25 protein-coding genes are annotated in these 26,555 nt (G+C 70.6%); 19 read left to right on the top strand and 6 right to left on the bottom strand.

Going from position 1 to position 26,555, the window contains the following annotated elements:
- Positions 1-7: 7 nt before the first annotated feature.
- Positions 8-1,270: a histidine--tRNA ligase gene (gene hisS, locus FNV62_RS12625; protein WP_097283907.1), complete on the top strand. Its 1,263-nt coding sequence runs from the start codon at positions 8-10 to the stop codon at positions 1,268-1,270.
- A 183-nt stretch (positions 1,271-1,453) separates the two neighbouring features.
- On the opposite strand, the gene FNV62_RS12620 is transcribed toward hisS, so the two are convergent.
- The 4 genes from FNV62_RS12620 to FNV62_RS12605 are packed head-to-tail and all read right to left on the bottom strand — an operon-like array spanning position 1,454 to position 4,984.
- Positions 1,454-2,077 (bottom strand): response regulator, encoded by a 624-nt coding sequence (locus FNV62_RS12620; protein ID WP_054233957.1) that lies wholly within the window; start codon positions 2,075-2,077, stop codon positions 1,454-1,456.
- On the bottom strand, positions 2,074-3,279 hold the full coding sequence (locus tag FNV62_RS12615; RefSeq protein WP_097283906.1) for a sensor histidine kinase: 1,206 nt from the start codon (positions 3,277-3,279) through the stop codon (positions 2,074-2,076). Before FNV62_RS12615 ends, FNV62_RS12620 begins: the two co-directional genes overlap by 4 nt.
- A complete protein-coding gene (locus FNV62_RS12610) occupies positions 3,276-4,121 on the bottom strand; it encodes an ABC transporter permease (protein WP_060899870.1) in 846 nt (281 codons plus the stop codon). The genes FNV62_RS12615 and FNV62_RS12610 overlap by 4 nt, the downstream gene beginning before the upstream one ends.
- Positions 4,118-4,984 (bottom strand): ABC transporter ATP-binding protein, encoded by an 867-nt coding sequence (locus FNV62_RS12605; RefSeq protein WP_143607609.1) that lies wholly within the window; start codon positions 4,982-4,984, stop codon positions 4,118-4,120. The genes FNV62_RS12610 and FNV62_RS12605 overlap by 4 nt, the downstream gene beginning before the upstream one ends.
- Before the next feature lie 139 nt (positions 4,985-5,123).
- On the opposite strand from FNV62_RS12605, the gene FNV62_RS12600 reads away from it, so the two are divergent.
- The 3 genes from FNV62_RS12600 to rpsD all read left to right on the top strand — a co-directional run bounded on the left by FNV62_RS12600 (position 5,124) and on the right by rpsD (position 8,090).
- Positions 5,124-5,759, top strand: coding sequence for a vitamin K epoxide reductase family protein (locus tag FNV62_RS12600; protein ID WP_144315227.1), 636 nt, complete (start codon positions 5,124-5,126; stop codon positions 5,757-5,759).
- 44 nt (positions 5,760-5,803) lie between these two features.
- Positions 5,804-7,159 (top strand): replication-associated recombination protein A, encoded by a 1,356-nt coding sequence (locus FNV62_RS12595; RefSeq protein ID WP_054233988.1) that lies wholly within the window; start codon positions 5,804-5,806, stop codon positions 7,157-7,159.
- A 316-nt stretch (positions 7,160-7,475) separates the two neighbouring features.
- A complete protein-coding gene (gene rpsD / locus FNV62_RS12590) occupies positions 7,476-8,090 on the top strand; it encodes a 30S ribosomal protein S4 (RefSeq protein WP_054233962.1) in 615 nt (204 codons plus the stop codon).
- Between the two features lie 33 nt (positions 8,091-8,123).
- On the opposite strand, the gene FNV62_RS12585 is transcribed toward rpsD, so the two are convergent.
- The gene (locus FNV62_RS12585) at positions 8,124-10,283 is read right to left on the bottom strand and encodes an ATP-binding protein (RefSeq protein ID WP_144315226.1); all 2,160 of its coding nucleotides are present in this window, start codon (positions 10,281-10,283) and stop codon (positions 8,124-8,126) included.
- A gap of 203 nt (positions 10,284-10,486) precedes the next feature.
- Between FNV62_RS12585 and FNV62_RS12580 the strand changes: the two genes are divergently transcribed.
- From FNV62_RS12580 to nusB, 13 genes are all read left to right on the top strand, one after another.
- The gene (locus tag FNV62_RS12580) at positions 10,487-10,930 is read left to right on the top strand and encodes a DUF948 domain-containing protein (RefSeq protein WP_075027554.1); all 444 of its coding nucleotides are present in this window, start codon (positions 10,487-10,489) and stop codon (positions 10,928-10,930) included.
- A 7-nt stretch (positions 10,931-10,937) separates the two neighbouring features.
- Positions 10,938-11,282 carry a DUF6167 family protein gene (locus tag FNV62_RS12575; protein WP_054233965.1) on the top strand — a complete coding sequence of 115 codons (345 nt, stop codon included), beginning with the start codon at positions 10,938-10,940 and terminating at the stop codon, positions 11,280-11,282.
- Positions 11,282-13,954 (top strand): alanine--tRNA ligase, encoded by a 2,673-nt coding sequence (gene alaS, locus FNV62_RS12570; protein WP_054233966.1) that lies wholly within the window; start codon positions 11,282-11,284, stop codon positions 13,952-13,954. Before FNV62_RS12575 ends, alaS begins: the two co-directional genes overlap by 1 nt.
- Before the next feature lie 38 nt (positions 13,955-13,992).
- On the top strand, positions 13,993-14,457 hold the full coding sequence (ruvX, locus tag FNV62_RS12565; protein WP_054233989.1) for a Holliday junction resolvase RuvX: 465 nt from the start codon (positions 13,993-13,995) through the stop codon (positions 14,455-14,457).
- A gap of 122 nt (positions 14,458-14,579) precedes the next feature.
- Positions 14,580-16,376 (top strand): endolytic transglycosylase MltG, encoded by a 1,797-nt coding sequence (mltG, locus tag FNV62_RS12560; protein WP_097283903.1) that lies wholly within the window; start codon positions 14,580-14,582, stop codon positions 16,374-16,376.
- Complete coding sequence (locus tag FNV62_RS12555) at positions 16,357-17,196, top strand: shikimate dehydrogenase (protein WP_143654705.1); 840 nt, start codon at positions 16,357-16,359, stop codon at positions 17,194-17,196. Before mltG ends, FNV62_RS12555 begins: the two co-directional genes overlap by 20 nt.
- Positions 17,197-17,374: 178 nt before the next feature.
- Positions 17,375-18,559 (top strand): chorismate synthase, encoded by a 1,185-nt coding sequence (gene aroC, locus FNV62_RS12550; RefSeq protein ID WP_054233969.1) that lies wholly within the window; start codon positions 17,375-17,377, stop codon positions 18,557-18,559.
- Complete coding sequence (locus FNV62_RS12545) at positions 18,556-19,074, top strand: shikimate kinase (RefSeq protein WP_054233970.1); 519 nt, start codon at positions 18,556-18,558, stop codon at positions 19,072-19,074. Before aroC ends, FNV62_RS12545 begins: the two co-directional genes overlap by 4 nt.
- Positions 19,071-20,162 (top strand): 3-dehydroquinate synthase, encoded by a 1,092-nt coding sequence (gene aroB, locus FNV62_RS12540; RefSeq protein ID WP_054233971.1) that lies wholly within the window; start codon positions 19,071-19,073, stop codon positions 20,160-20,162. Before FNV62_RS12545 ends, aroB begins: the two co-directional genes overlap by 4 nt.
- 220 nt (positions 20,163-20,382) lie before the next feature.
- Complete coding sequence (locus FNV62_RS12535) at positions 20,383-21,255, top strand: Pro-rich N-terminal domain-containing protein (RefSeq protein ID WP_067733536.1); 873 nt, start codon at positions 20,383-20,385, stop codon at positions 21,253-21,255.
- Positions 21,256-21,664: 409 nt separating this feature from the next.
- Positions 21,665-22,771, top strand: a complete 1,107-nt coding sequence (locus tag FNV62_RS12530; protein WP_097283901.1) for a M24 family metallopeptidase — start codon at positions 21,665-21,667, stop codon at positions 22,769-22,771.
- Positions 22,772-22,829: 58 nt separating this feature from the next.
- A complete protein-coding gene (gene efp / locus FNV62_RS12525; protein WP_010988257.1) occupies positions 22,830-23,396 on the top strand; it encodes an elongation factor P in 567 nt (188 codons plus the stop codon).
- A 2-nt stretch (positions 23,397-23,398) separates the two neighbouring features.
- A complete protein-coding gene (gene nusB / locus FNV62_RS12520) occupies positions 23,399-23,833 on the top strand; it encodes a transcription antitermination factor NusB (protein WP_054233974.1) in 435 nt (144 codons plus the stop codon).
- A 301-nt stretch (positions 23,834-24,134) separates the two neighbouring features.
- On the opposite strand, the gene bldD is transcribed toward nusB, so the two are convergent.
- Positions 24,135-24,635 (bottom strand): transcriptional regulator BldD, encoded by a 501-nt coding sequence (gene bldD / locus FNV62_RS12515; RefSeq protein ID WP_037621142.1) that lies wholly within the window; start codon positions 24,633-24,635, stop codon positions 24,135-24,137.
- A gap of 253 nt (positions 24,636-24,888) precedes the next feature.
- Here bldD and pyrR point away from each other — a divergent pair, with 253 nt between their 5' ends.
- Together pyrR and FNV62_RS12505 are read left to right on the top strand one after the other, a co-directional pair.
- Positions 24,889-25,479 (top strand): bifunctional pyr operon transcriptional regulator/uracil phosphoribosyltransferase PyrR, encoded by a 591-nt coding sequence (gene pyrR, locus FNV62_RS12510; protein ID WP_054233975.1) that lies wholly within the window; start codon positions 24,889-24,891, stop codon positions 25,477-25,479.
- Between the two features lie 95 nt (positions 25,480-25,574).
- Positions 25,575-26,552 (top strand): aspartate carbamoyltransferase catalytic subunit, encoded by a 978-nt coding sequence (locus FNV62_RS12505; protein ID WP_054233976.1) that lies wholly within the window; start codon positions 25,575-25,577, stop codon positions 26,550-26,552.
- Positions 26,553-26,555: the final 3 nt, after the last annotated feature.

The raw sequence follows: 26,555 nt of genomic DNA, 5'->3' as shown, positions 1-26,555 counted from the left end.
GACCTTCGTGAGCACCTTCAAGGCCCCCAAGGGCACGTACGACCTGATCCCGCCGGAGAGCGCCAAGTACCTCGCCGTGCGCGAGGCGATCGCCGCGCCGCTGCGCAACTCCGGCTACGGCTACATCGAGACGCCCGGCTTCGAGAACGTCGAGCTCTTCGCGCGCGGGGTCGGTGAGTCCACCGACATCGTGACCAAGGAGATGTACGCCTTCGAGACCAAGGGCGGCGACCAGCTCGCCCTGCGCCCCGAGGGCACGGCCTCCGTACTGCGCGCCGCGCTGGAGGCCAACCTGCACAAGGCCGGCAACCTCCCCGTCAAGCTCTGGTACTCGGGCTCCTACTACCGCTACGAGCGTCCCCAGAAGGGCCGTTACCGCCACTTCTCGCAGGTCGGCGCCGAGGCGATCGGTGCGGAGGACCCGGCGCTCGACGCCGAGCTGATCATCCTGGCGGACCAGGCGTACCGGTCGCTGGGGCTGCGGGACTTCCGCATCCTGCTGAACTCGCTGGGCGACCAGGAGTGCCGTCCGGTGTACCGGGCCGCCCTGCAGGACTTCCTGCGCGGCCTCGACCTGGACGAGGACACGCTGCGCCGCTCCGAGATCAACCCCCTCCGGGTCCTCGACGACAAGCGCGACGACGTGCAGAAGCAGCTGGTGGGCGCGCCGTTGCTCCGTGACTACCTCTGCGACGCGTGCAAGGCGTACCACGAGGAGGTGCGCGAGCTGATCACGGAGGCGGGGGTTGCCTTCGAGGACGACCCCAAGCTGGTGCGCGGCCTGGACTACTACACGCGGACCACCTTCGAGTTCGTCCACGACGGTCTGGGCTCCCAGTCCGCGGTGGGCGGCGGCGGGCGCTACGACGGGCTGTCCGAGATGATCGGCGGGCCCGCGCTGCCTTCGGTGGGCTGGGCGCTCGGTGTCGACCGCACGGTGCTCGCGCTGGAGGCGGAGGGTGTCTCGCTCGAACTCCCCGCGGCCACGAGCGTGTTCGCCGTTCCGCTCGGTGAGGAGGCCCGGCGGGTGCTCTTCGCCAAGATGACCGAGCTGCGCAAGCTCGGTATCGCCGCCGACTTCTCCTACGGGTCCAAGGGGCTCAAGGGGGCGATGAAGAACGCGAACCGGTCGGGGGCGCGGTACACGATCGTCGCCGGTGAGCGGGATCTCGCCGAGGGCGTGGTGCAGCTCAAGGACATGGAGTCCGGTGAGCAGGTGGCGGTCGGGGTGAACGAGATCGTGGCGGAGCTCGAGACGCGCCTGGGCTGAGAACCGGTTTTCTCGCCCCCGCCGCCCCTACCCGTCCCTTCCCGAACCTGGGGGCTCCGCCCCCAGGCCCCCGGGTTTGTTCCTTGCCTGCGGGCGGGTGGGGGCTGGTCGCGCAGTTCCCCGCGCCCCTTGGGCCGGGGCTGCGCCCGGGATCCCCGGGCCCCGAAAGTCTCGGGGCCGGGGTCAGTCCAGTAGGCCGAAGCGCATCGCGCTCGTCACCGCCGCTGTTCGGTCGTCCACCCCCAGTTTGGTGAAGGCCCGCAGCAGGTGGGTCTTCACGGTGGACTCGCCGATGAACAGACGGCGCCCGATCTCGGCGTTCGTGCAGCCCTCCGCCACCAGCCGCAGCACCGCCGTCTCACGCTCGGACAACCTCGGCCGCTCCGGCTTGGTACGGAGCTGGTCGACGAGTCGGGCGGCGACGGACGGGGCCAGCACGGTCTCGCCGCGCGCGGCGGAGCGGACGGCGTCGGCGAGTTCGGCGCGAGGGAGGTCCTTCAGGAGATAGCCCGCGGCTCCGGCCTCGACCGCCCGCAGAATGTCCCGGTCCGTCTCGTACGTCGTCAGCACGATGACCCGGCAGCCCAACCCCGCCTCGGTCATCCGCACGATCGAGTCGACACCCCCGCCGCCCGGCATCCGCAGGTCCATCAGGACGATGTCCGGCCGGAGTTCGGCCGCCAGCGCCTCCGCCTGCGGGCCGTTCGACGCGTCGGCGATCACATCGAGGTCGGGCTCGGCGCTGAGCATCGCGCGCAGTCCTTCCCGTACGACGGGATGGTCGTCGGCCAGGACGATGCGGATCACGAGTCACTCCTTGGAACGGGCAGACACACGGTGATGGTCGTGCCCTCGCCGGGCGCGCTGCGCACCCGGGCCCTGCCGCCCACTTCCGCGGCCCGGGCACGCAACCCGGTCAGACCGTAGCCGTCGACCGGCGCGGCGGGGTCGAAGCCGGGGCCGTCGTCCCGTACGGAGAGCGTCAGCGCATCGTGGGCGTACGTCAGGGCGACCGCGATCGTCGACGAACTCCCCGCGTGTTTACGGGCGTTGGCGAGCGCCTCCTGGCAGGAACGCAGGACCACGACCTCGGGCCCGGCGGGCAGCGCGCGCACGGGGCCGGTGACGTCGACCGTCGCCTCGTGGCGCGCGGCCAGCCGGCGCAGCGCGTCGGGCAGCGAGGCCCCGTCGAGATCGGCGGGCGCGCCCCCGGCGACCAGGGCCCGCGCCTCGGCGAGGTTCTGCCGGGCCGTCTCCGCCATCAGGGACAGGTGGCGGCGGGCCTGCGGGACGTCGTGGTCGAGTTCGGCCTCGACCGCCTGCACCAGCATCAGCAGGCTGGTGAAGCCCTGCGCGAGCGTGTCGTGGATCTCCCGGGAGAGCCGCTCCCGCTCGGCCAGCGCGCCGTGCGCCGACGAGAGCCGGGAGAGCTCGTGGCGACTGGCGTCCAGTTCGGCGATCAGCTCGGCCCGTTCCTGGCTCTGCTCGATGATGCGGATGGTCCAGTTGCCGAAGGCCGCCGAGAAGACGAGGGTGACCACGCCGAAGAGCGAGTTGAAGAAGACGTCCTGGCCGCTCGGCCACCACAGCAGCGCCCAACCCGCCACCGGCGCGATGTTGATGACCGTCACGGCCGCCAGCGCCCAGCGCAGCCGCAGCGCCATGAAGCACTGGGGGACGAGCGCGAAGGCCATCAGCCGGGTCTCACCGACGAGGATCCCCGACGGCAGGAACAGCACGATCGCGCCCGCGAGATAGCCGAGGGCTCGGCGTTCGTCGGGCGGGTCGGCGCCGAGGACGGGCCGCCCCACCAGCACGTACCAGGGAACCAGCGCCACCAGCAGCGCCGCCGAGACGAGGCGCAGGGGCCACCCCGGATGCCCCGTGCCGAGCACGAACACCAGGGTGGCCACGCACACGACCGCGAAGTACGAGTCCCAGAGCCGGAAGGAGCGGTCCCAGGTGTACGAGCTCTTCGCGCCGTCGGGTCCGGCGATCCGTTCGGTCATCCGTCGCGGCGGTTCTTCCAGCGGAAGGTCAGCAGACACAGCAGCAATCCTCCGACGCACCAGGCACCCAGCACCAGGGCGATCCGCCCGAACTCCCAGCCGCCCGCCTGCTCCAGGACCTTCGCCGACTCGGGCAGGAACACCCCGCGCAGCCCCTGGCACATCCACTTCAGCGGGAACAGGGCGCCGATGTTCAGCATCCAGTCGGGGATCGTGTCGATGGCGATGTAGACCCCGGAGATGAACTGCAGCACGAGGAAGGGGAGTACGACGACGGACGTGGCGCTCTTGCCGGACTTCGGCACCGAGCTGATCGCGATGCCGAGCAGGGCGCAGGCCGTCAGGCCCAGGACGAAGATCCAGGCGAAGTCGGCCCACTTGGCGGGATCCGAGGGCAGCTTCACGTCGTACAGCGTCGTGCCGACGACGAGCAGGATCGCCGTTTCCATGAGGCCGGTGACCAGGACCAGCCAGATCTTGCCCAGGAAGTACGCGGCCGGTGGCATCGGAGTGCCGCGCAGCCGCCGCAGCACCTTCTCGTCCCGTTCGATGGCGATGGAGATGCCGAGGGACTGGAAGCTGGTGGACATGATGCCCGCGGCCATCATCGCGGGGACGTACAACTGGGAGGCGGTGATGCCCGCGCCCCGCACGTCGTCCTTGAAGATCGACGCGAAGAGGAAGAGGAAGACGACGGGGAAGGCGAAGGTGAACACCACCTGGTCGCGCTGACGGAAGAACTGCTTGATCTCCAGGGCGCCCCGCCGCAGGCCGAGGCCCCAGGCTCCGGGCAGCCGCACGGAGGAGGCCTCGCCGCGGACGCGTACGGTCGTCAGGGTCATCGCGCGTTCTCCTGTCCGGTCAGACGGAGGTAGACGTCCTCCAGGGTCGGGCGGGTCACACTCAGCCCGGGTATCTCGCCGTCGAAGCGGCGGGTGAGCTCCGCGACCGTGCGCGTGGGGGTGTCCGTGCGCTCGCTGCGCGTCGTGCCGTCGGCCTCCGTCCACTCGACGGTCGCCTCGGTGCCGAAGCGCTCGCGGAGCGCGGCGGGTTCGCCTTCCGCGACGACGCGGCCCCGCGCGACGACCGCGAGCCGGTGCGCCAGCGCTTCCGCCTCCTCCAGGTAGTGCGTGGTGAGCAGGATGGTCGTGCCCTCGTCGGCCAGCTTCCGGATCAGGTCCCAGAACTGGCGGCGGGCGGCCGGGTCGAAACCGGTCGTCGGTTCGTCCAGGAGCAGCAGCTCGGGGCCGCCGATCACCCCGAGCGCCACGTCCAGACGCCTGCGCTGGCCGCCCGAGAGCGCCTTGATGCGGCTGCCCGCCTTCGCCTCCAGACCGACGAGCCCGATGACCTCCTCCGGGTCGCGGGGCCGCGGGTAGTAGCGGGCGAAGTGCCGTACGGTCTCCTCGACCGTCAACTCCGCGGGCGCCGATTCGTCCTGCCAGACGATGCCGATCCGCGAGCGCCACGCGCGTGTGCCCGTCGCCGGGTCCGCGCCGAGCACGGACACCTCGCCCGCGTCCCGCCCGCGGTTGCCCTGGAGGATCTCCACCGTGGTGCTCTTGCCCGCGCCATTGGGTCCGAGCAGGCCGAACACCTCGCCGCGGCGGATGCCGAGATCGATGCCGTCGACGGCGGTCACGTCCCCGTACTGCTTGCGCAGCCCCCGTACGTCCACCGCGAGTTCGTTCGCGTGTGTTGTCATGCCGACGAGCCTGCCGCCGAACCGAACGCTCCGCGACGACCGTGCGTACCTCCTTATGTCCATCGAACGGTGGACACACATGTGGGTGCGGCACAATGTCGGTTGCCCGCAGGCCCTTCGAGACTACGGAAACGGCGTGATGAGCAAGACGACAGTCAAGGACGTCTCCATCGACCAGGAACGCTCCGACGGTCCCCGGACGGTCGGCGGCAGCCGTGCGCTCGCCGTACTGCTCGTGATCACCGGTGCGGCCGGTCTGCTCGCCGCGTGGGTCATCACGATCGACAAGTTCAAGCTGCTGGAGAACCCGAACTTCGTGCCGGGATGCAGCCTGAACCCGGTCGTCTCCTGCGGCAACATCATGAAGAGCAAGCAGGCCGCGGCCTTCGGGTTCCCCAACCCGATGCTCGGCCTGGTGGCGTACGGCATCGTGATCTGCGTCGGGATGAGTCTGCTCGCGCGGGCCGCCTACCCGCGCTGGTACTGGCTGACCTTCAACGCCGGCACCCTCTTCGGCGTCGGATTCTGCACCTGGCTGCAGTTCCAGTCGCTGTACCGGATCAACTCGCTGTGCCTGTGGTGCTCGCTGGCCTGGGTCGCCACGATCATCATGTTCTGGTACGTGACCTCGTCGAGCATCCGCAACGACTTCCTGCCCGCCCCGCGCTGGCTGAAGAGCTTCTTCGGCGAGTTCACCTGGGTCCTGCCCGTCGTGCACATCGGGATCATCGGGATGCTGATCCTGACCCGCTGGTGGGACTTCTGGACCAGCTGACAGCCCTGCGGGGATTGTCAGTGGCGTGACATAGGGTTTTGGACGTGGAGCCCGACCTGTTCACCGCCGCAGCAGAAGAACGCCAGGAGAAGGACCCGTCCAGCAGCCCCCTGGCCGTACGGATGCGCCCGCGTACCCTCGACGAGGTCGTGGGCCAGCAGCATCTGCTGAAGCCGGGCTCACCCCTGCGCAGACTCGTCGGCGAGGGGAACGGCGGTCCGGCCGGACCGTCCTCGGTGATCCTCTGGGGCCCGCCCGGCACCGGCAAGACGACCCTCGCGTACGTCGTCTCCAAGGCCACCAACAAGCGCTTCGTTGAGCTCTCCGCGATCACCGCGGGCGTCAAGGAAGTCCGCGCGGTCATCGACGGCGCACGCCGCGCCACCGGCGGCTTCGGCAAGGAGACCGTCCTCTTCCTGGACGAGATCCACCGCTTCAGCAAGGCCCAGCAGGACTCCCTGCTCCCGGCCGTCGAGAACCGCTGGGTGACGTTGATCGCCGCCACGACCGAGAACCCGTACTTCTCGGTGATCTCCCCGCTCCTGTCCCGCTCCCTCCTCCTCACTCTCGAACCGCTCACCGACGACGACCTGCGCGGCCTGCTGCGCCGGGCCCTCACCGACGAGCGCGGCCTCAAGGAGGCCGTCACCCTCCCCGAGGACACCGAGCGGCACCTGCTGCGCATCGCCGGGGGAGATGCCCGCCGCGCCCTGACCGCCCTGGAGGCCGCCGCCGGCGCGGCGCTCGACAAGGGCGAGCCGGAGATCACCCTCCAGACCCTGGAGGAGACCGTCGACCGCGCGGCCGTGACGTACGACCGCGACGGCGACCAGCACTACGACGTGGCGAGCGCCCTCATCAAGTCCATCCGCGGCTCCGACGTGGACGCCGCGCTGCACTACCTGGCCCGGATGATCGAGGCGGGCGAGGACCCCCGGTTCATCGCCCGCCGTCTGATGATCTCCGCCAGCGAGGACATCGGCCTCGCCGACCCGAACGCGCTGCCGATAGCCGTGGCCGCCGCCCAGGCCGTCGCCATGATCGGCTTCCCCGAGGCGGCGCTGACCCTCAGCCACGCCACCATCGCCCTCGCCCTGGCCCCGAAGTCGAACGCCGCGACCATGGCCATCGGCGCCGCGATGGAGGACGTACGCAAGGGGCACGCGGGCCCGGTGCCGATGCACCTGCGCGACGGGCACTACAAGGGCGCGGCCAAGCTCGGGCACGCCCAGGGGTATGTGTATCCGCACGACCTCCCCGAGGGCATCGCCGCCCAGCAGTACGCCCCGGAAGAGCTCAAGGACCGGGAGTACTACACACCGACCCGGCACGGCGCCGAGGCACGCTACGCCGACGCGGTGGAGTGGACCAGGAAGCACCTCGGTAGAGGGCGGTCCTGACCACCCTGTAACATGACGCGAAGCGCTGCGTCCCGTGTCCGGCTCCGGTCGGCACCACCAGAACGGGACATCCAGCCGGAGCCCCTGCCTTCACGGAGGGATTCCAGGAGCGTCGCGCACCGTCGAAGGTGTCGCGGGCAGCCCACCACCAACCCGGTCTCCGGGAACGGTCGGTGGGCCACTCGCGTGCTGCACGTATGTGCCCAGACCCAGGAGCGGCTGCCCAGCAGGTCCCCCGAGGACCCGCGGGGTTTCCCGGGCTGCGGATTGCGACCTCCCTTAACTCTGGTGAGCCGAAATCACGGAAAGAGAAAAAGTGGCGAATCAGTCCCGCCCCAAGGTCAAGAAGTCGCGTGCCCTCGGCATCGCGCTGACCCCGAAGGCCGTCAAGTACTTCGAGGCCCGCCCCTACCCGCCGGGTGAGCACGGCCGCGGCCGCAAGCAGAACTCGGACTACAAGGTCCGTCTGCTCGAGAAGCAGCGTCTGCGCGCGCAGTACGACGTGTCCGAGCGTCAGCTCGTCCGCGCCTACGAGCGTGCCTCCAAGGTCCAGGGCAAGACCGGTGAGGCCCTGATCATCGAGCTCGAGCGCCGTCTCGACGCGCTGGTCCTGCGTTCGGGCATCGCCCGCACGATCTACCAGGCCCGCCAGATGGTCGTTCACGGCCACATCGAGGTCAACGGCCAGAAGGTCGACAAGCCGTCCTTCCGCGTCCGTCCCGACGACGTCGTGATGGTCCGCGAGCGCAGCCGCAGCAAGACGCTGTTCGAGGTCTCCCGCGCCGGTGGCTTCGCCCCCGACGGCGAGACCCCGCGCTACCTCCAGGTGAACCTCCCGGCCCTGGCGTTCCGCCTGGACCGCGAGCCGAACCGCAAGGAGATCCCGGTGATCTGCGACGAGCAGCTCGTCGTCGAGTACTACGCCCGCTGATCGTCTTACAGCGGACGTAGCACCACCTGCGCGTCAGCCCGTCGTCTCCCCGCCCTTCGAGGTGGGCGAGACGGCGGGCTTCCGCGTGTCCGGGGGAAACCCGCGCGGCGAGGGCACCGCACCCAGCGGCCGGGGACCGGGCCGCCGCAGGGCCCGCGCCACCGCCGCCTCCCGCCCCAGCCGAGACCCCGCCCGTACGCACTCCTCGTACCGCTCGTCGCCCAGCCGCCGCCGGGCCCCGGCCTCGCACCGCTCGTGCGGCACGTTGTAGTAGGCCGAGCCGAACAGCGGCAGGCCCACCGAGGGCCACAGCCGGGCCGCCGCCCCCTGCAGCAGCGCGGCCTCGGCCGGGTCGCCCTCCGCCTCCGTGACCAGCGCCAGCAGCTCGATCGCGAGGACCGTGCCGAGCAGGTCGTGGAAGGCGTGCCCGATGTCCAGGCTCTGTTCCAGGAGCTCCCGGGCGCGCCCCGGATCGCCCGCTGTCTGGGCCTCGTACGCCAGCACATACAGCGCGTAGGCGAGCGCCCAGCGCTCCCCGTGGTCCTCGCAGACCCGGCGGACGTCCTCGCACAGCCGCACCGCGCCCGGCAGATCGCCCCGGAACGCCAGTGCCATCGCCAGCTCCACCTGGGCCATCAGCACGTTGCTGTTGAGCTCGCCGATCGCGTGGTAGCGGTCGAGCGCCGAGCGCAGCAGGGTTTCCGCGCGTGCCATGTCGTCGCCGACCAGCGCCAGGCAGCCGGTGCGGTGCTCGGCGTAGGCGATCGCGGTGGGGTTGTCGGTGCGTTCGGCCTCCTCGCGGCACTCCTGGAGCGCGGTGAGCGCGGGCACCATGTCGCCCTGGAGGATCGCCACGTAGCCGAGCACCCACAGAGCCTTCAGCCGCGACTGGTCGCGGTCGCTGTCGAGCTCCACCCCGCGCTCCAGCCAGTGCCGCCCCTCCGCCAGCCGGCCGCAGCCGACCCAGTAGAACCACAGGCTGCCCGCGAGGTACTGGCCCAGATGCGTCTCGCCCGGCTCGGTCAGGCTGTACTCCAGGGCGCAGCGCAGATTCGGCAGCTCCGTCTCGACGCGCGCGGCCACCTCGCCCTGCCGTGGCGAGAACCAGTCCAGCTCGCACCAGGTGGCCAGGCCCATGTACCAGTCGCGGTGGCGGCGGCGCAGCCGGCTCGCGTCGCCCGCCGCCACCAGCCAGTCCGCGCCGTACGCCCGCACCGTGTCCAGCATCCGGTAGCGCAGGCCGGCCGCCGTCTCCTCGCGTGCCAGCACCGACTGCGCGAGCAGCTCGCCCAGCACGTCGAGGACGTTGTCGGCGTGCAGTCCGGCACCGCTGCACACGTACTCGACGGCCTCCAGGTCGAACGGTCCGGCGAACACCGAGAGTCGCGACCACAGCAGCCGCTCCTCGGGCGTGCACAGTTCATGGCTCCAGCCGATCGCCGTCCGCAGCGTCTGGTGACGCGGCAGGGCGTCACGGCCGCCGCCGGTGAGCAGCCGGAAGCGGTCGTCGAGCCGGGACAGCAGCTGCCCGGGGGAGAGGGCGCTCAGCCGGCCGGCGGCCAGCTCGACGGCGAGCGGGATCCCGTCCAGGCGTCGGCACAGCTCCAGGACGTCCGCCCGGTTGCCGTCGTCCAGCGCGAACCCGGGCACCCGGGCCGCCGCCCGGTCCGTGAACAGCTCCGTGGCCTCCCGCTCGGGCAGCGGGGCCAGCGGGAAGCGCAGCTCGCCCTCGACCTCCAGCGGCCTGCGGCCCACGGCGAGCACCCGCAGCCCCGGCGCATGTCGCAGCAGCTCGCCCAGCAGCGCGGCGCACGCGTCCACCAGATGCTCGAACCCGTCCACGACCAGCAGGAGTTGACGCTCGGCGAGATGATCGAGGAGCAGTGCGCGGGGCGGCCTCGACGTCTGGTCCGTCAGAGCGAGGGCCTCCACGAGCGCGTACGCGACGAGATTCGGATCGCGCACGGAGGCCAGTTCCACCCGCCATGATCCGTCGCGCGGCCGGGTGTGTGCCGCGGCCCGTGCCGCGAGGCGTGACTTGCCCACGCCGCCCACGCCCGTCACCGTCACCAGCCGAGCCTGCCCCAGCGCCTCCGCCAGCTGTGCGAGTTCGGCCGTGCGCCCCACGAACGCGTTGAGTTCCAGGGGCAGATTGCCGGGTGCGGACCGGTCGGAGCACTCAGAAGCTCGCATGGGACACGGAGCGTACTGACCCGTAAGCGGTCCGTACAATCACTTCGCGCAACTCCGGGTCCGGCAGCCGGTAATGCGGTACGGAGCGGCGGCCCCGGCGCGATAGGCTCGGGGGACGACTTTTTGATGTTCGGACACGATGTCCAGGCAGGTATCAGACACGGTGTCCGGGCACGTACTGGCAGGCACGTACTAGGGAGCGGGTGCGAACAGTGTCCGGTGGAGAGGTGGCCGGGATCCTGGTGGCCGTCTTCTGGGCGATCCTGGTCTCCTTCCTCGCCGTCGCACTGGCGAGGCTGGCCCAGACGCTCAGGGCGACCACCAAGCTCGTGGCGGACGTGACCGACCAGGCTGTCCCGCTGCTGGCCGACGCCTCCGCGGCGGTGCGTTCCGCGCAGACCCAGATCGACCGGGTCGACGCCATCGCCTCGGACGTCCAGGAGGTCACCTCGAACGCGTCGGCGCTCTCCACGACCGTCGCGTCCACCTTCGGCGGTCCGCTGGTGAAGGTCGCGGCGTTCGGCTACGGCGTCCGCCGGGCCATCGGCGGCCGCAAGGACAATGTGCCCCCCAAGGCCTCCCGTCGTACCGTGATCGTGGGCCGCACCGTCCCGTCCGCGCGACGGGGAAAGCGGAAGAAGGACTGACGCAGCGATGTTCCGCCGTACGTTCTGGTTCACCGCCGGCGCAGCCGCGGGTGTGTGGGCCACCACCAAGGTCAACCGCAAGCTCAAGCAGCTGACCCCCGAGAGCCTCGCGGCCCAGGCCGCGAACAAGGCGATCGAGGCCGGGCACCGGCTCAAGGACTTCGCGCTCGACGTCCGCGACGGCATGGCCGAGCGGGAGGCCGAACTCGGCGAGGCACTCGGGCTCGATCACCGCCCCGAGCTGCCCGCGCCCCGGCGTGTCGCCGCGATCGAGAACAGTCCGAAACACAGCAAGAACCCGACGTACGTCGAGAGGTCGACGTACTCGTACAACCGGAATGAGGACCACTGATGGAGTCGGCCGAGATTCGCCGCCGCTGGTTGAGCTTCTACGAGGAGCGCGGTCACACTGTCGTTCCCTCGGCGTCGCTCATCGCGGACGACCCGACTCTGCTCCTGGTCCCCGCGGGGATGGTGCCCTTCAAGCCGTACTTCCTCGGTGAGGTCAAGCCGCCGTGGTCGCGCGCCACCAGCGTGCAGAAGTGCGTGCGTACGCCCGACATCGAAGAGGTCGGCAAGACCACCCGGCACGGCACGTTCTTCCAGATGTGTGGCAACTTCTCCTTCGGTGACTACTTCAAGGAAGGCGCGATCACCTACGCCTGGGAGCTGCTCACCTCGCCCCAGGACAAGGGTGGTTACGGGCTCGACCCCGAGCGCCTGTGGATCACGGTCTACCTCGACGACGACGAGGCCGAGTCCATCTGGCGCGACAAGATCGGTGTCCCGGCCGAGCGCATCCAGCGCTTGGGCAAGAAGGACAACTACTGGTCCATGGGCGTCCCGGGTCCCTGCGGCCCGTGTTCCGAGATCAACTACGACCGCGGCCCCGAGTTCGGCGTCGAGGGCGGCCCGGCCGTCAACGACGAGCGGTACGTGGAGATCTGGAACCTGGTCTTCATGCAGTACGAGCGCGGTGAGGGCACCTCGAAGGAGGACTTCGAGATCCTCGGCGAGCTGCCCAGCAAGAACATCGACACCGGCCTCGGCATGGAACGCCTCGCCATGATTCTGCAGGGCGTGCAGAACATGTACGAGATCGACACCTCCATGGCCGTCATCAAGAAGGCCACCGAGCTGACGGGCGTCGAGTACGGCGCCGCCCACGACTCGGACGTCTCGCTGCGCGTGGTCACCGACCACATGCGCACCTCCGTGATGCTCATCGGCGACGGCGTGAGCCCCGGCAACGAGGGCCGCGGCTACGTCCTGCGCCGCATCATGCGCCGCGCCATTCGCAACATGCGGCTGCTCGGCGCCACCGGTCCGGTCGTCAAGGACCTCATCGACGTCGTGATCGAGATGATGGGCCAGCAGTACCCGGAGCTCGTCACCGACCGGCAGCGCATCGAGACCGTGGCCCTCGCCGAGGAGGCCGCCTTCCTCAAGACGCTGAAGGCCGGCACGAACATCCTCGACACGGCCATCACGGACACCAAGGAGTCCGGCGGCACGGTGCTCGCCGGCGACAAGGCCTTCCTGCTCCACGACACCTGGGGCTTCCCGATCGACCTCACTCTCGAAATGGCCGCCGAGCAGGGCCTTTCGGTGGACGAGGACGGCTTCCGGCGTCTGATGAAGGAGCAGCGGGACAAGGCCAAGGCCGACGCCCAGGCCAAGAAGACGGGCCACGCCGACCTCGGCGCCTACCGTCAGATCGCCGACGCCGCCGGTGAGACCGAGTTCATCGGCTACGACCGGACCGACGGCGAGTCGCGCATCGTCGGCATCCTGGTCGACGGTGTCTCCTCGCCCGCCGCCACCGAGGGCGACGAGGTCGAGATCGTCCTCGACCGCACCCCGTTCTACGCCGAGGGCGGCGGTCAGATCGGTGACACCGGCCGCATCAAGGTCGACACCGGTGCCGTCATCGAGATCCGCGACTGCCAGAAGCCCGTCCCGGGTGTGTACGTCCACAAGGGCGTCGTCCAGGTCGGCGAGGTCACCGTCGGTGCCCAGGCCCAGGCCACCATCGACTCCCGTCGCCGGACGGCCATCGCCCGCGCCCACTCGGCCACGCACCTCACCCACCAGGCCCTGCGCGACGCCCTCGGCCCGACGGCCGCCCAGGCCGGTTCCGAGAACCAGCCCGGCCGCTTCCGCTTCGACTTCGGTTCCCCCTCGGCCGTTCCGACGGCCGTCATGACCGACGTCGAGCAGAAGATCAACGAGGTGCTCGCCCGCGACCTGGACGTGCACGCCGAGATCCTGAGCCTCGACGAGGCCAAGAAGCAGGGCGCCATCGCCGAGTTCGGCGAGAAGTACGGCGAGCGCGTCCGCGTCGTGACCATCGGCGACTTCTCCAAGGAGCTGTGCGGCGGCACGCATGTGCACAACACCTCCCAGCTCGGCCTGGTCAAGCTGCTCGGCGAGTCCTCGATCGGCTCCGGCGTACGGCGTATCGAGGCCCTGGTGGGCGTCGACGCCTACAACTTCCTCGCCCGCGAGCACACGGTCGTCGCCCAGATCCAGGAGCTGATCAAGGGCCGCCCCGAGGAGCTCCCGGAGAAGGTCTCCGCCATGCTCGGCAAGCTGAAGGACGCCGAGAAGGAGATCGAGAAGTTCCGCGCGGAGAAGGTTCTGCAGGCCGCCGCCGGTCTCGTGGAGTCCGCCAAGGACGTCCGCGGTGTGGCGCTGGTCACCGGCCAGGTCCCGGACGGCACGAGCGCCGACGACCTGCGCAAGCTGGTCCTCGACGTGCGCGGCCGCATCCAGGGCGGACGGGCCGCAGTCGTGGCCCTGTTCACCACCGCCGGCGGCAAGCCGCTCACGGTCATCGCCACCAACGAGGCCGCCCGCGAGCGTGGCCTCAAGGCCGGTGACCTGGTCCGTACGGCCGCCAAGACCCTCGGCGGCGGCGGTGGCGGCAAGCCGGACGTCGCCCAGGGCGGCGGCCAGAACCCGGCCGCCATCGGCGAGGCCGTCGACGCGGTCGAGCGGCTCGTCGCCGAGACGGCCAAGTGAGCACGGACGATCAGCAGCGGAGCGGGGACGGCCGGGGCATGCGCCGCGGCCGCCGGCTCGCGATCGACGTCGGGGACGCCCGGATCGGGGTCGCCTCGTGCGACCCCGACGGGATCCTCGCGACTCCGGTCGAGACCGTGCCGGGGCGCGATGTCCCGGCCGCTCAGCGCCGGTTGAAGCAACTCGTCGAGGAGTACGAGCCGATCGAGGTCGTCGTCGGGCTCCCTCGCTCCCTCAAGGGGGGCGAGGGTCCCGCCGCCGTGAAGGTGCGCGCCTTCGCCCAGGAGCTGGCCCGGGCCATCGCGCCCGTCGGCGTCCGGCTCCTCGACGAGAGGATGACCACAGTGACGGCCAGTCAGGGTCTACGCGCGTCGGGCGTGAAGTCCAAAAAGGGCAGGTCTGTCATCGATCAGGCAGCCGCCGTCATCATCCTGCAGCAGGCTCTGGAGTCCGAACGGGCGTCAGGGAACGCACCGGGTGAGGGCGTCGAAGTGGTCATCTGATCGCGATACGGTAACGTTCCGCGCGATGTGGTGGTGTTCGAACAGCTACCGCACAGCGAAGAGGCGGACGGGAGCCGAGCCACCAGCGGCAGCAGCCACCGCCTCGCGGCTCTAGGGGATCGATGACTGAGTATGGCCGGGGCGCAGGCTCCGAACCGTGGAATCCGGAGGACCCGTTGTACGGGGACGGCGGATGGGGAGGGCAGGCCGCCGACGGCCAGTCCCCCTACGGCGGCCAGCCGCAGCACTACCCGCAGCAGCCGCAGCAGCAGCACCAGCAGTCCCAGTACGGCGAGTGGGGCCCCGACCAGCAGGGCGGCTACGGCCAGGAGCAGCAGTACGGCGCCCAGAACCAGCAGCAGTACGAGGGCCAGGGCGGGCAGCAGTATCACGACCAGGGCCGGCAGCACTTCCCCGGTCAGGGGCGGCAGCAGTACCCGCAGCAGTACCCCGGCCAGGAGCAGCAGCAGTACGTCGATCAGGGGCAGCAGCAGTACAACGGACAGAACCAGCAGCAGTACCACGACGGTGGCTGGGACAACGGGACGCAGCACCAGGTCGCCTACGCCGCCGACCCGAACGACCCGTACGGGAACCAGGCCGCCGGGTACACCGGTGAGCAGCCCGACTTCTACGGCACTCCCGACGCGTATCCGCCGCCGGAGCCGCCCGCCCGTCGCCGCGCCGAGCCCGAACCGGAGATCGACTGGGATCCGGGACCCGACCAGGGCGAACACGCCTTCTTCGCGGGCGGCGACGACGATGACGACCTCGACGACGACGATCCGAAGGCCGGCAGCGGCGATCGCAAGGGCCGCGGCGGCAAGGGCGACAAGGGCAAGAAGCGCCGCAGTGGCTGCGCCTGCCTGGTCGTGGTGATGGTCTTCGGTGGCGGTATCGCCGGTGTCGGATATTTCGGGTATCAGTTCTACCAAAATCGTTTCGGCCCGGCTCCGGACTTCGCGGGCGAAGGCAGCGGCCAGGTGACGGTCGAGATCCCCAAGGGCGCGGGTGGCCTCGCGATCGCCCGGGTGCTGAAGGAGAACGGCGTCGTCAAGAGCATCGACGCCTTCGTGTCCGCGCAGCAGAACAACCCCAACGGGAACAGCATCCAGGCCGGCGCGTATGTGCTGAGGAAGGGCATGTCGGCCGCCAGCGCGGTCAAGCTGATGCTCGATCCCAAGAGCCAGAACAACGTGATCGTCGCCCCTGGGCAGCGCAACGTCGTTGTCTATCAGGCGATCGACAAGAAGCTCGACCTCGCGGACGGCACCACCGGGAAGATCGCCAAGAAGGAATACAAGACCTTCGGACTTCCCAGCTGGGCGAACGACAGCAAGGACATAAAGGATCCGCTGGAAGGATTCCTCTACCCGGCGACCTATCCCGCCGCCAAGGGCATGAAGCCCGAGGCGATCCTGAAGCAGATGGTGACGCAGGCCAAGGAGAAGTACGCCGCGTACAACCTCACGGCCAAGGCCAAGGAACTGAACCTGCAGAACCCGCTCCAGGTCGTCACGGTCGCGAGCCTCGTCCAGGCCGAGGGCAAGACGCACGACGACTTCCGCAAGATGGCCGAGGTGGTCTACAACCGTCTCAAGATCACGAACACGGAGACCAACAGGCTGCTCCAGTTCGACTCGACCTTCAATTACCTGAAGGGCCAGAGCAACATCCACATCAGCGAGTCCGAGATCAACAGCAACAAGGACCCGTACAACACCTATACGCGGAAGGGTCTGCCGCCCGGACCGATCGGCAACCCCGGTGACGACGCGATCAAGGCGACGTTGAACCCGACCAGCGACGGCTGGGTCTATTTCGTGGCGACCGACGGTCAGAGCAACACCGAATTCGCCAAGACCTATGCGGAATTCCAGAAGCTCAAGGACAAGTTCAATGAGAGCTCGGGCAACTGACGCCCGAAGGGCCGCGGTACTCGGCTCGCCGATCGCCCATTCCCTCTCCCCGGTGCTGCACCGCACCGCGTACCGGGAGCTGGGACTCGGCGACTGGTCCTACGACCGTTTCGAGATCGACGAGGCGGCGCTGCCGGGCTTCTTCGAGGACCTCGGTCCCGAGTGGGCGGGTCTGTCGCTGACCATGCCGCTCAAGCGGGCCGTCATCCCGCTGCTCGACGAGGTCAGCGAGACGGCGGCCTCGGTCGAGGCCGTCAACACGGTCCTGTTCACCGAGGACGGCCGTCGCGTCGGCGACAACACCGACATCCCCGGGATGGTCGCCGCACTGCGCGAGCGCGGGATCGAGCAGGTGGACACCGCCGCGATCCTCGGCGCGGGCGCCACCGCCTCCTCCGCGCTGGCCGCGCTCGCCAGGATCTGCACCGGCGAGGTCGTCGCCTACGTCCGCAGCGCGGAGCGGGCCGCCGAGATGCGGCAGTGGGGCGAGCGGCTCGACGTGGAGGTCCGTACGCAGGACTGGGCGCACGCCGCGCAGGCCCTGCGCGCCCCGCTCGTGATCGCCACCACCCCCGCGGGTACGACCGACGCCCTGTCCGCCGCGGTCCCGGAACGGCCCGCGACGCTCTTCGACGTGCTGTACGACCCGTGGCCCACCGACCTCGCGGCCCGCTGGTCGGGCTACGGCGGTGCCGTGGTCAGCGGACTCGACCTGCTCGTGCACCAGGCGGTGCTCCAGGTCGAGCGGATGACCGGACGCGCCCCGGCGCCCCTCGACGCCATGCGGAAGGCGGGCGAGCAGGCCCTCGCGAGCCGCTGAGCACCGCCGCGGCGGGCCGGGCGCCGTCCCGCCTGATGGACCTGCGGCGGGGCACCGCGCCCGGACGTGGGAGGATCGGAGGTGGCGGGCCCGGGCCGCGCACCCGGTCGCGCCGTCGCCGTACACGAGGACGCGTGTACGCAGCAGCAGTACCAGGGCGCGAGCATGAGGAGCACCGTTGAGCAGGTTGCGCTGGCTGACCGCGGGGGAGTCCCACGGTCCCGCACTTGTCGCGACGCTGGAGGGCCTTCCCGCCGGCGTGCCGATCACCACGGAGATGGTGGCGGACCACCTCGCCCGGCGGCGCCTGGGCTATGGACGCGGTGCCCGGATGAAGTTCGAGCGCGACGAGGTCACCTTCCTGGGCGGTGTCCGGCACGGTCTCACCCTCGGCTCGCCGGTGGCCGTCATGGTCGGCAACACCGAGTGGCCCAAGTGGGAGCAGGTCATGGCGGCCGACCCGGTCGACCCGTCGGTGCTGGCGGAGGTGGCCCGCAACGCGCCGCTGACCCGGCCCCGGCCCGGCCACGCCGACCTCGCGGGCATGCAGAAGTACGGCTTCGACGAGGCCCGGCCGATCCTGGAGCGCGCCTCCGCCCGGGAGACCGCGGCCCGTGTCGCGCTGGGCGCCGTGGCCCGTTCGTACCTGAAGGAGACGGCCGGGATCGAGATCGTCTCGCACGTCGTCGAGCTGGCCGCGGCGAAGGCCCCGTACGGCGTCTACCCCAAGCCCTCGGACGTCGAGAAGCTCGACGCCGACCCGGTGCGCTGCCTCGACGCCGACACGTCGAAGGCGATGGTCGCGGAGATCGACCAGGCCCACAAGGACGGCGACACGCTCGGCGGCGTCGTCGAGGTGCTCGCGTACGGCGTGCCGGTGGGCCTCGGCTCGCACGTGCACTGGGACCGGCGCCTCGACGCCCGGCTCGCGGCCGCGCTCATGGGCATCCAGGCGATCAAGGGCGTCGAGGTCGGCGACGGCTTCGAACTGGCCCGCGTGCCCGGCTCCAAGGCCCACGACGAGATCGTCCACACCGAGGACGGCATCCGCCGCACCTCCGGCCGCTCCGGCGGCACCGAGGGCGGTCTGACCACCGGCGAGCTGCTGCGCGTACGCGCCGCGATGAAGCCGATCGCGACCGTGCCGCGCGCGCTGGCCACGATCGACGTCGCGACCGGCGAGGCCGCCAAGGCCCACCACCAGCGCTCCGACGTCTGCGCGGTCCCGGCCGCCGGAATCGTCGCCGAGGCCATGGTCGCCCTCGTCCTCGCGGACGCGGTGGCCGAGAAGTTCGGCGGCGACAGCGTGCCCGAGACGCGGCGCAACGTCGAGTCCTACCTCGAGAACCTGGTCGTGCGGTGACCGCTGGACCACTGGTCGTCCTCGTCGGGCCGATGGGTGTCGGCAAGTCAACCGTCGGCGCGCTGGTCGCGGACCGGCTCGGCTGCGCCTACCGCGACACGGACGACGACATCGTGGCCGAGCAGGGCCGCACCATCGCCGACATCTTCGTCGACGAGGGCGAGCCGGCCTTCCGCGCCATCGAGAAGAGCGCCGTGCACAAGGCGCTGGCCGAGCACGACGGGGTACTGGCGCTGGGCGGCGGCTCGATCCTCGACGCCGACACCCGCGCGCTGCTCGCCGGGCACCGGGTCGTCTACCTCTCCATGGACGTCGAGGAGGCGGTCCAGCGCACCGGCCTGAACGCGGCCCGTCCGCTGCTCGCCGTCAACCCGCGCCGGCAGTGGCGCGAGCTGATGGAGGCCCGCCGCCACCTGTACACCGAAGTCGCCCGCGCGGTCGTGCCCACCGACGGCCGCACCCCCGAAGAGGTCGCCCAAGCCGTCCTCGACGCACTGGAGTTGAAGGAAGCATGAGCGAGGCAGTGACGCGTATCCAGGTCGGCGGCACCGCGGGCACCGACCCGTACGAGGTCCTGGTGGGCCGTCAACTCCTCGGTGAACTGGGCGCGTTGATCGGCGACAGAGCCCAGCGTGTCGCGATCATCCACCCCGAGGCGCTCGCCGAGACCGGGGACGCGCTCCGCGCCGACCTGGCCGGACAGGGCTTCGAGGCCGTCGCCATCCAGGTGCCCAACGCGGAGGAGGCCAAGACCGCGGAGGTCGCCGCCTACTGCTGGAAGGCGCTCGGCCAGTCCGGCTTCACCCGCACCGACGTCATCGTCGGCGTGGGCGGCGGCGCCACCACCGACCTCGCCGGGTTCGTCGCGGCGACCTGGCTGCGCGGGGTGCGGTGGATCGCCGTTCCCACCACCGTGCTCGGCATGGTGGACGCGGCGGTCGGCGGCAAGACCGGCATCAACACCGCCGAGGGCAAGAACCTCGTCGGCTCCTTCCACCCGCCCGCGGGCGTGCTCTGCGACCTGGCCTCGCTCGACTCGCTGCCGGTCAACGACTTCGTCTCCGGGCTCGCGGAGATCATCAAGGCCGGCTTCATCGCCGACCCGGTGATCCTCGAGCTCATCGAGTCCGACCCCGAGGCGGCACGGACGCCCGCGGGCCCGCACACCGCCGAGCTCATCGAGCGCTCCATCAAGGTGAAGGCCGAGGTCGTCTCCGGCGACCTCAAGGAGTCGGGGCTCCGCGAGATCCTCAACTACGGCCACACCCTCGCGCACGCCATCGAGAAGAACGAGCGCTACAAGTGGCGGCACGGCGCGGCCGTCTCCGTCGGCATGCACTTCGCCGCCGAACTCGGCCGACTGGCGGGCCGGCTGGACGACGCGACCGCCGACCGCCACCGCACGATCCTGCAGTCCGTCGGCCTCCCGCTCAGCTACCGCTACGACCAGTGGCCCAAGCTGCTGGAGAACATGAAGGTCGACAAGAAGTCCCGCGGCAACCTGCTGCGCTTCATCGTCCTCGACGGGCTGGCCAAGCCGACCGTCCTGGAGGGCCCCGACCCGGCGGTGCTCCTCGCCGCCTACGGCGAAGTGGGGGAGTAGCTCCCAACGGGCCCCTACTTGGCCCTGTTTGCCCTCCGTTCAGGGGCACTCCCCAGCTTCCCCGGCCGTTCACACAACGACGGCCGGGGAAGGTACCGTTCGGTGGGGGTCCCTCCCGCACCCTTCAGGCTGTGGGGGAGAGCGGGAGGCTCCGCTCGCGGCGCCGATCGCCTGCCGCGAGCGAATGGGCGAAAAGATTCACGAGACGGAGTGGCACCGGATGCAGCACGCAGTGGGGGCTCCGCTGCCGCCGCCCCACCAGCCGGGGCAAGGACCCGCCGCCGACGGCTGGTCGCCGGCCGCACAGCACCCGGGACACCCGGGCGGCCCCGCCGGTCCGGCGCCCACGAGCCCACCCGCCCCCGGCTTCACCGGTCCGCCGCCGGGACATCCGGCGCCCCCCTCGCACCTGCCGCATCCCGCGCCCCCGCAGCACGCCCCCGCGGCGCCGATCCCCGACACGACGGGCCATGTGCAGCTGCCTCCGGGCGGCCCGGTCGCCATGCCCAGCGCCCCGGGCGCTCCCGACCCCGCGGCGACCACCCTCGCCGTGCTGCTCATCGGGCCCGCGGGTGCGGGCAAGACGAGCGTCGCCAAGTACTGGGCGGACCATCGCCGGGTGCCGACCGCCCACATCAGCCTCGACGACGTACGGGAATGGGTGCGCTCGGGCTTCGCCGATCCGCAGTCGGGGTGGAACGACCACTCGGAGGCGCAGTACCGCCTGGCCCGCCGCACCTGCGGCTTCGCCGCGCGGAACTTCCTGGCGAACGGCATCTCCTGCATCCTCGACGACGCGGTCTTCCCGGACCGCCCGGTCGTCGGCCTCGGCGGCTGGAAGCGACACGTCGGGCCGGGGTTGCTGCCCGTGGTGTTGTTGCCGGGCCTGGAGATAGTCCTGGAGCGCAACGCCGAGCGCTCCGGAAACCGCCGCCTGACCGACGAGGAAGTCGCCCGTATCCACGGCCGGATGGCCGGCTGGTACGGCTCCGGGCTCCCCATCATCGACAACTCCCAGCTCGACGTCCCGTCCACGGCCCGCGTCCTGGACGAGGTCCTGGCCCGCTCCATCGCGAGCCCACCGCAGTGGTAGCCCCGAGGCACCGGCGGTAGCCCATCGGCCGCACGGCATCGGTGGAGGAGCGTCGGCCGGCCGGCGGCACAACGTCGTCGGTGACCCCGTCGGGGGGTGCCGCATCCTTGGTGTCGCCTCCCGCCGATGTCCGGACGGCCATGTCGCGGCGCGCTCCGGCCTCCGGCGGCGGCGCAGCGCGGCCGACGGCCCCCAGGACCACCGCCCGGGTACGTGCCTCCGACGTGTCGGCCCTCTGGGGCGGCGCCCCACGAGTCAGGTTGCGCCGCCTGTCGGGTCCGCTGATCGCAGTAGCGGAACCAGCCCCCTGGCCCCCGCCCGCGGTGCCTCCGTCTCACCGTCGACCGCCTACCGCCCATCCGGCCCCGCTGGAACGGCGACATCGCGTCGACGCTCGTAGGCTCGATTTATGTCAGAGGTGTACGCGGCGCGACGCGAGCGGCTTCGGGAGCGCTGCGCGGCGGGCGGCAGCGCGACGGCGCTCGTCACCCGCCCGGCCAACGTGAGGTATCTCGCGGGCGCGGCCCCGCGCGGTGCCGTCCTCCTGCTGGGCAGCAGTGAGGACCTGCTGTTCTGCGGTGCTCCGCCGAGCGGTGAGGCCGACGAGGGGCGTCCCGACGAGGCGCTGCGCGTGCAGGTGCTGCCGCGCGCCGGAGGCGACGCGGCGGTCGCCGCCGCCGGCGCAGCCATCGCCCAGGGCGCCGACTCCCTGGCGGTCGAGGAGCACCACCTCACCGTGACCCGGCACCGGGCCATCGGCTCGGTGGCACCCGGGCTGCGCCTCGCCGACCTGGGCGGTGCGGTGGAGCAGCTGCGGGTGATCAAGGACGAGGAGGAGATCTCCTGTCTGCGGATCGGCGCCGAGATCGCCGACCAGGCGCTCGGGGAGCTCCTCGAATCGATCCTCGTCGGCCGCACCGAGCGGCATCTCGCGCTGGAGCTGGAGCGCCGGCTCGTCGACCACGGTGCCGACGGCCCCGCCTTCGCGACCTCCGTCGGCACCGGCCCGAACTCCGGGCGGCGCGGGCACCGGCCCACCGACCGGCGCGTCGAGGAAGGAGATTTCCTTTCCGTATGCCTCGGCGCGACCTACCGCGGCTACCGCTGTGAAATCGGCCGTACCTTTGTGATCGGCACCTCGCCCGCCGACTGGCAGATCGAGTTGTACGACCTCGTCTTCGCCGCCCAGCGGGCCGGACGCGAGGCGCTGGTACCCGGCGCCGCCTACCGTGACGTGGACCGGGCCGCACGCCAGGTGCTCGACTCCGCGGGCCACACGGAAGGCCTTCCCGCACTGACCGGGCACGGTGTGGGGCTCGAAATCGACGAGGACCCGCAGCTGGCCCCCGCGGCCATGGGTAAACTGGACACTTGCGTGCCGGTCACCGTCGAACCGGGGGTCCACCTCCCGGGCCGGGGCGGTGTCAGGATCGATGACACGCTCGTCGTACGCCCCGAGGCGGACGGCGGACCCGAGCTACTCACCATCACGACCAAGGAACTGCTCGCGCTGTAGCCAATCGCTACGCGCGTGTCCCGGGGTCGTCCACGTCAGTCCAGGAGATTCCGCAACCGTGGCTTCCACGAACGACCTCAAGAACGGCCTGGTGCTCAAGCTCGACGGAGGCCAGCTCTGGTCCGTCGTCGAGTTCCAGCACGTCAAGCCCGGCAAGGGCCCGGCCTTCGTGCGCACCAAGCTGAAGAACGTGCTCTCCGGCAAGGTCGTCGACAAGACGTTCAACGCCGGCGTCAAGGTCGAGACGGCCACGATCGACAAGCGCGACATGCAGTTCTCGTACATGGACGGCGAGTACTTCGTCTTCATGGACATGGACACGTACGACCAGCTGATGGTCGACCGCAAGTCCGTCGGCGACGCCGCCAACTTCCTGATCGAGGGCTTCACCGCCACCGTGGCGCAGCACGAGGGCGAGGTGCTCTTCGTCGAGCTGCCGGCCGCCGTCGAGCTCGTCATCCAGGAGACCGAGCCGGGTGTCCAGGGCGACCGCTCCACCGGCGGCACCAAGCCCGCCACCCTGGAGACCGGTCACCAGATCCAGGTCCCGCTCTTCATCACCACCGGTGAGAAGATCAAGGTCGACACCCGCACGAGCGACTACCTCGGCCGGGTGAACAGCTAACCGTGGCTGCCCGCAACACGGCCCGCAAGCGCGCCTTCCAGATCCTCTTCGAGGGCGACCAGCGCGGCGTGGACGTCCTGACGGTCCTCGCGGACTGGATCCGGCATTCCCGGGCCGACACCCGGCAGCCGCCGGTCAGCGAGTACACGATGGAGCTGGTCGAGGGCTACGCCACCAAGGCGAAGCGGATCGACGAGCTCATCGCGACCTACGCCGTCGACTGGACGCTGGACAGGATGCCGGTCGTCGACCGCAACATCCTGCGCCTCGGCGCCTACGAGCTGATCTGGGTCGACGGGACCCCCGACGCCGTGGTCCTCGACGAGGCGGTGCAGTTGGCGAAGGAGTTCTCCACGGACGAGTCGCCCTCGTTCGTGAACGGCCTGCTGGGCCGTCTGAAGGACCTGAAGCCGTCGCTGCGCCGCGACGAGGCCTAGGCCCTGTCGTCGAATTCCCGTCCGCCCCGCGACGCCACGCACCACTCTCGCCGCAGGGCCCGCCCTCCGGGCGGACGACGGGAATTCGACGACAGGACCTAGCGCGTACGGCGCCGATGGTCCGTACGCGCCCGTAGACGACGTACGAAAACGCCGGAGGGCCCGCAGCACGTCCGCTGCGGGCCCTCCGGCGTTCCCGTACCCAGCTGGCTCCCGAGGCCCGCACAAAGCCGCCGGGGTGGCCGGAACACATGGTTCCGGCCACCCCGGCGGCACGTTTCTGCTGAACTCCCCGAAGGGATCAGCCCTCGTCGTGGGCGACGGCGCGGCGCGCGTCCGCGTCCAGCACGCCCCAGCTGATCAGCTGCTCGGTGAGGACCGAGGGCGACTGGTCGTAGATGACGGCGAGGGTGCGCAGGTCGTCCTGGCGGATCGACAGCACCTTGCCGTTGTAGTCACCGCGCTGGGACTGGATCGTCGCGGCGTAACGCTGCAGCGGACCCGCCTTCTCGGCCGGCACGTGGGCCAGCCGCTCCAGGTCGAGGACGAGCTTCGGCGGCGGCTCGGCGGCTCCGCCAGGAGTGGTGCCGGGCAGCAGCTCCTGCACGGGAACCCCGTAGAAATCCGCCAGTTCGGCGAGGCGCTGCACGGTGACGGCGCGGTCGCCGCGCTCGTACGACCCGACCACGACCGCCTTCCAGCGTCCCTGTGACTTCTCCTCGACTCCGTGGAGGGAAAGGCCCTGCTGGGTGCGGATGGCCCGGAGCTTGGCCCCGAGCTGTTTGGCGTATTCGCTGGACATATAGCTCCCCGGACGCTGTATCAACGTGCGGCTCCGCCGCGCGGCTGGTGACTCTGGTGACTCACTGTGAGGTTACGCAGCGTTACTCTCCCCCGTCAAGCCGAATGGTCCGGACCGACCTTCGCGCGGGAGTCACCGGCGGTGGCCCACGGGGTGGTGATCAGGCGCGTTGCCGGGCTGGTACCGTGGATGGCGCAAATCCGACGTCCTTTAATGATCCGTCCCGTGAGGCGGAGAAGGAGGTCCGTTTCGTATGGACACCGAGCAGGACAAACAGCAGTACGAAGCCGATGCGCGGCCCGTTCTGGAAGCCCCCGACATCGCGCGGGTGCTGACCCGCATCGCCCACGAGATCGTCGAACGCGCCAAGGGTGCCGACGACGTGGTGCTCCTCGGCATTCCGACCCGGGGCGTCTTCCTGGCCCGCAGACTGGCCGACAAGCTCGAAGAGATCACCGATCGCAAGATCCCGGTCGGCTCGCTCGACATCACCATGTACCGCGACGACCTGCGCATGCACCCGCCGCGTGCGCTGGCCCGCACCGAGATCCCCGGTGACGGCATCGACGGCCGCCTGGTCGTCCTCGTCGACGACGTGCTCTTCTCCGGCCGCACCATCCGCGCCGCGCTCGACGCGCTGAACGACATCGGCCGGCCGCGCGCCGTGCAGCTCGCGGTCCTCGTCGACCGCGGCCACCGCGAACTGCCCATCCGCGCCGACTACGTCGGCAAGAACCTCCCCACGTCGTTGCGGGAGACGGTCAAGGTCCAGCTCGCCGAGGAGGACGGTCGCGACACCGTGCTGCTCGGTGCGAAGCGGACCTCCCCGGACGCACAGCAGTAGCACTCCGGAGTACGTCACCGCCGTACGCCCCCGAGTGCGCTCCTCGCGCGCCCGCCTGCCCGAATTCTCCTGAACTGCCTTACGGAGCCTGACAGATGCAGCGTCATCTCATCTCGGCCGCCGACCTCACCCGCGACGACGCCGTCCTGATCCTCGACACCGCCGAGGAGATGGCCCGGGTCGCCGACCGGCCGATCAAAAAGCTGCCGACCCTGCGCGGTCGCACCGTCGTCAACCTCTTCTTCGAGGACTCGACCCGTACCCGGATCTCCTTCGAGGCCGCCGAGAAGCGCCTCTCCGCGGACGTCATCAACTTCACCGCCAAGGGGTCCTCGGTGTCCAAGGGGGAGTCCCTGAAGGACACCGCCCAGACCCTCGAAGCCATGGGTGTCGACGCCGTCGTCATCCGGCACGGCGCCTCCGGAGCCCCGTACCGGCTCGCCACCTCCGGCTGGATCGACGCCGCCGTCATCAACGCGGGTGACGGCACCCACCAGCACCCCACGCAGGCCCTGCTCGACGCCTTCACCATGCGCCGCCGCCTGGTCGGCCGCGACGCCGGGATCGGCCAGGACCTGTCCGGCAAGCGCATCACGATCGTCGGCGACGTCCTGCACAGCCGGGTCGCCCGCTCCAACGTCGACCTGCTGCACACCCTCGGCGCCGAGGTCACCCTCGTCGCCCCGCCCACCCTGGTGCCGGTCGGCGTGGAGTCCTGGCCCTGCGAGATCTCCTACGACCTCGACAGCACCCTCTCCAAGTCCGACGCGGTGATGATGCTGCGCGTCCAGCGCGAGCGGATGAACGCGGCGTTCTTCCCGACCGAGCGCGAGTACTCGCGGCGCTACGGCCTCGACGGCGACCGCATGGCGAAGATGCCCGAGCACGCCATCGTGATGCACCCCGGCCCGATGGTCCGCGGCATGGAGATCACCGCCGAGGTCGCCGACTCCGACCGCTGCACCGTCGTCGAGCAGGTCGCGAACGGCGTCTCGATCCGCATGGCCGTGCTCTACCTGCTCCTGGGCGGCAACGAGCCCGCCGTCACCCACACCCGTACCGAGGAGAAGTAAGAA

Origin of the sequence: Streptomyces sp. RLB3-17, assembly GCF_007113425.2 — a bacterium.
Lineage (GTDB): Bacteria > Actinomycetota > Actinomycetes > Streptomycetales > Streptomycetaceae > Streptomyces > Streptomyces mirabilis_D.
This window is presented reverse-complemented; position numbering and strand designations above follow the sequence as displayed.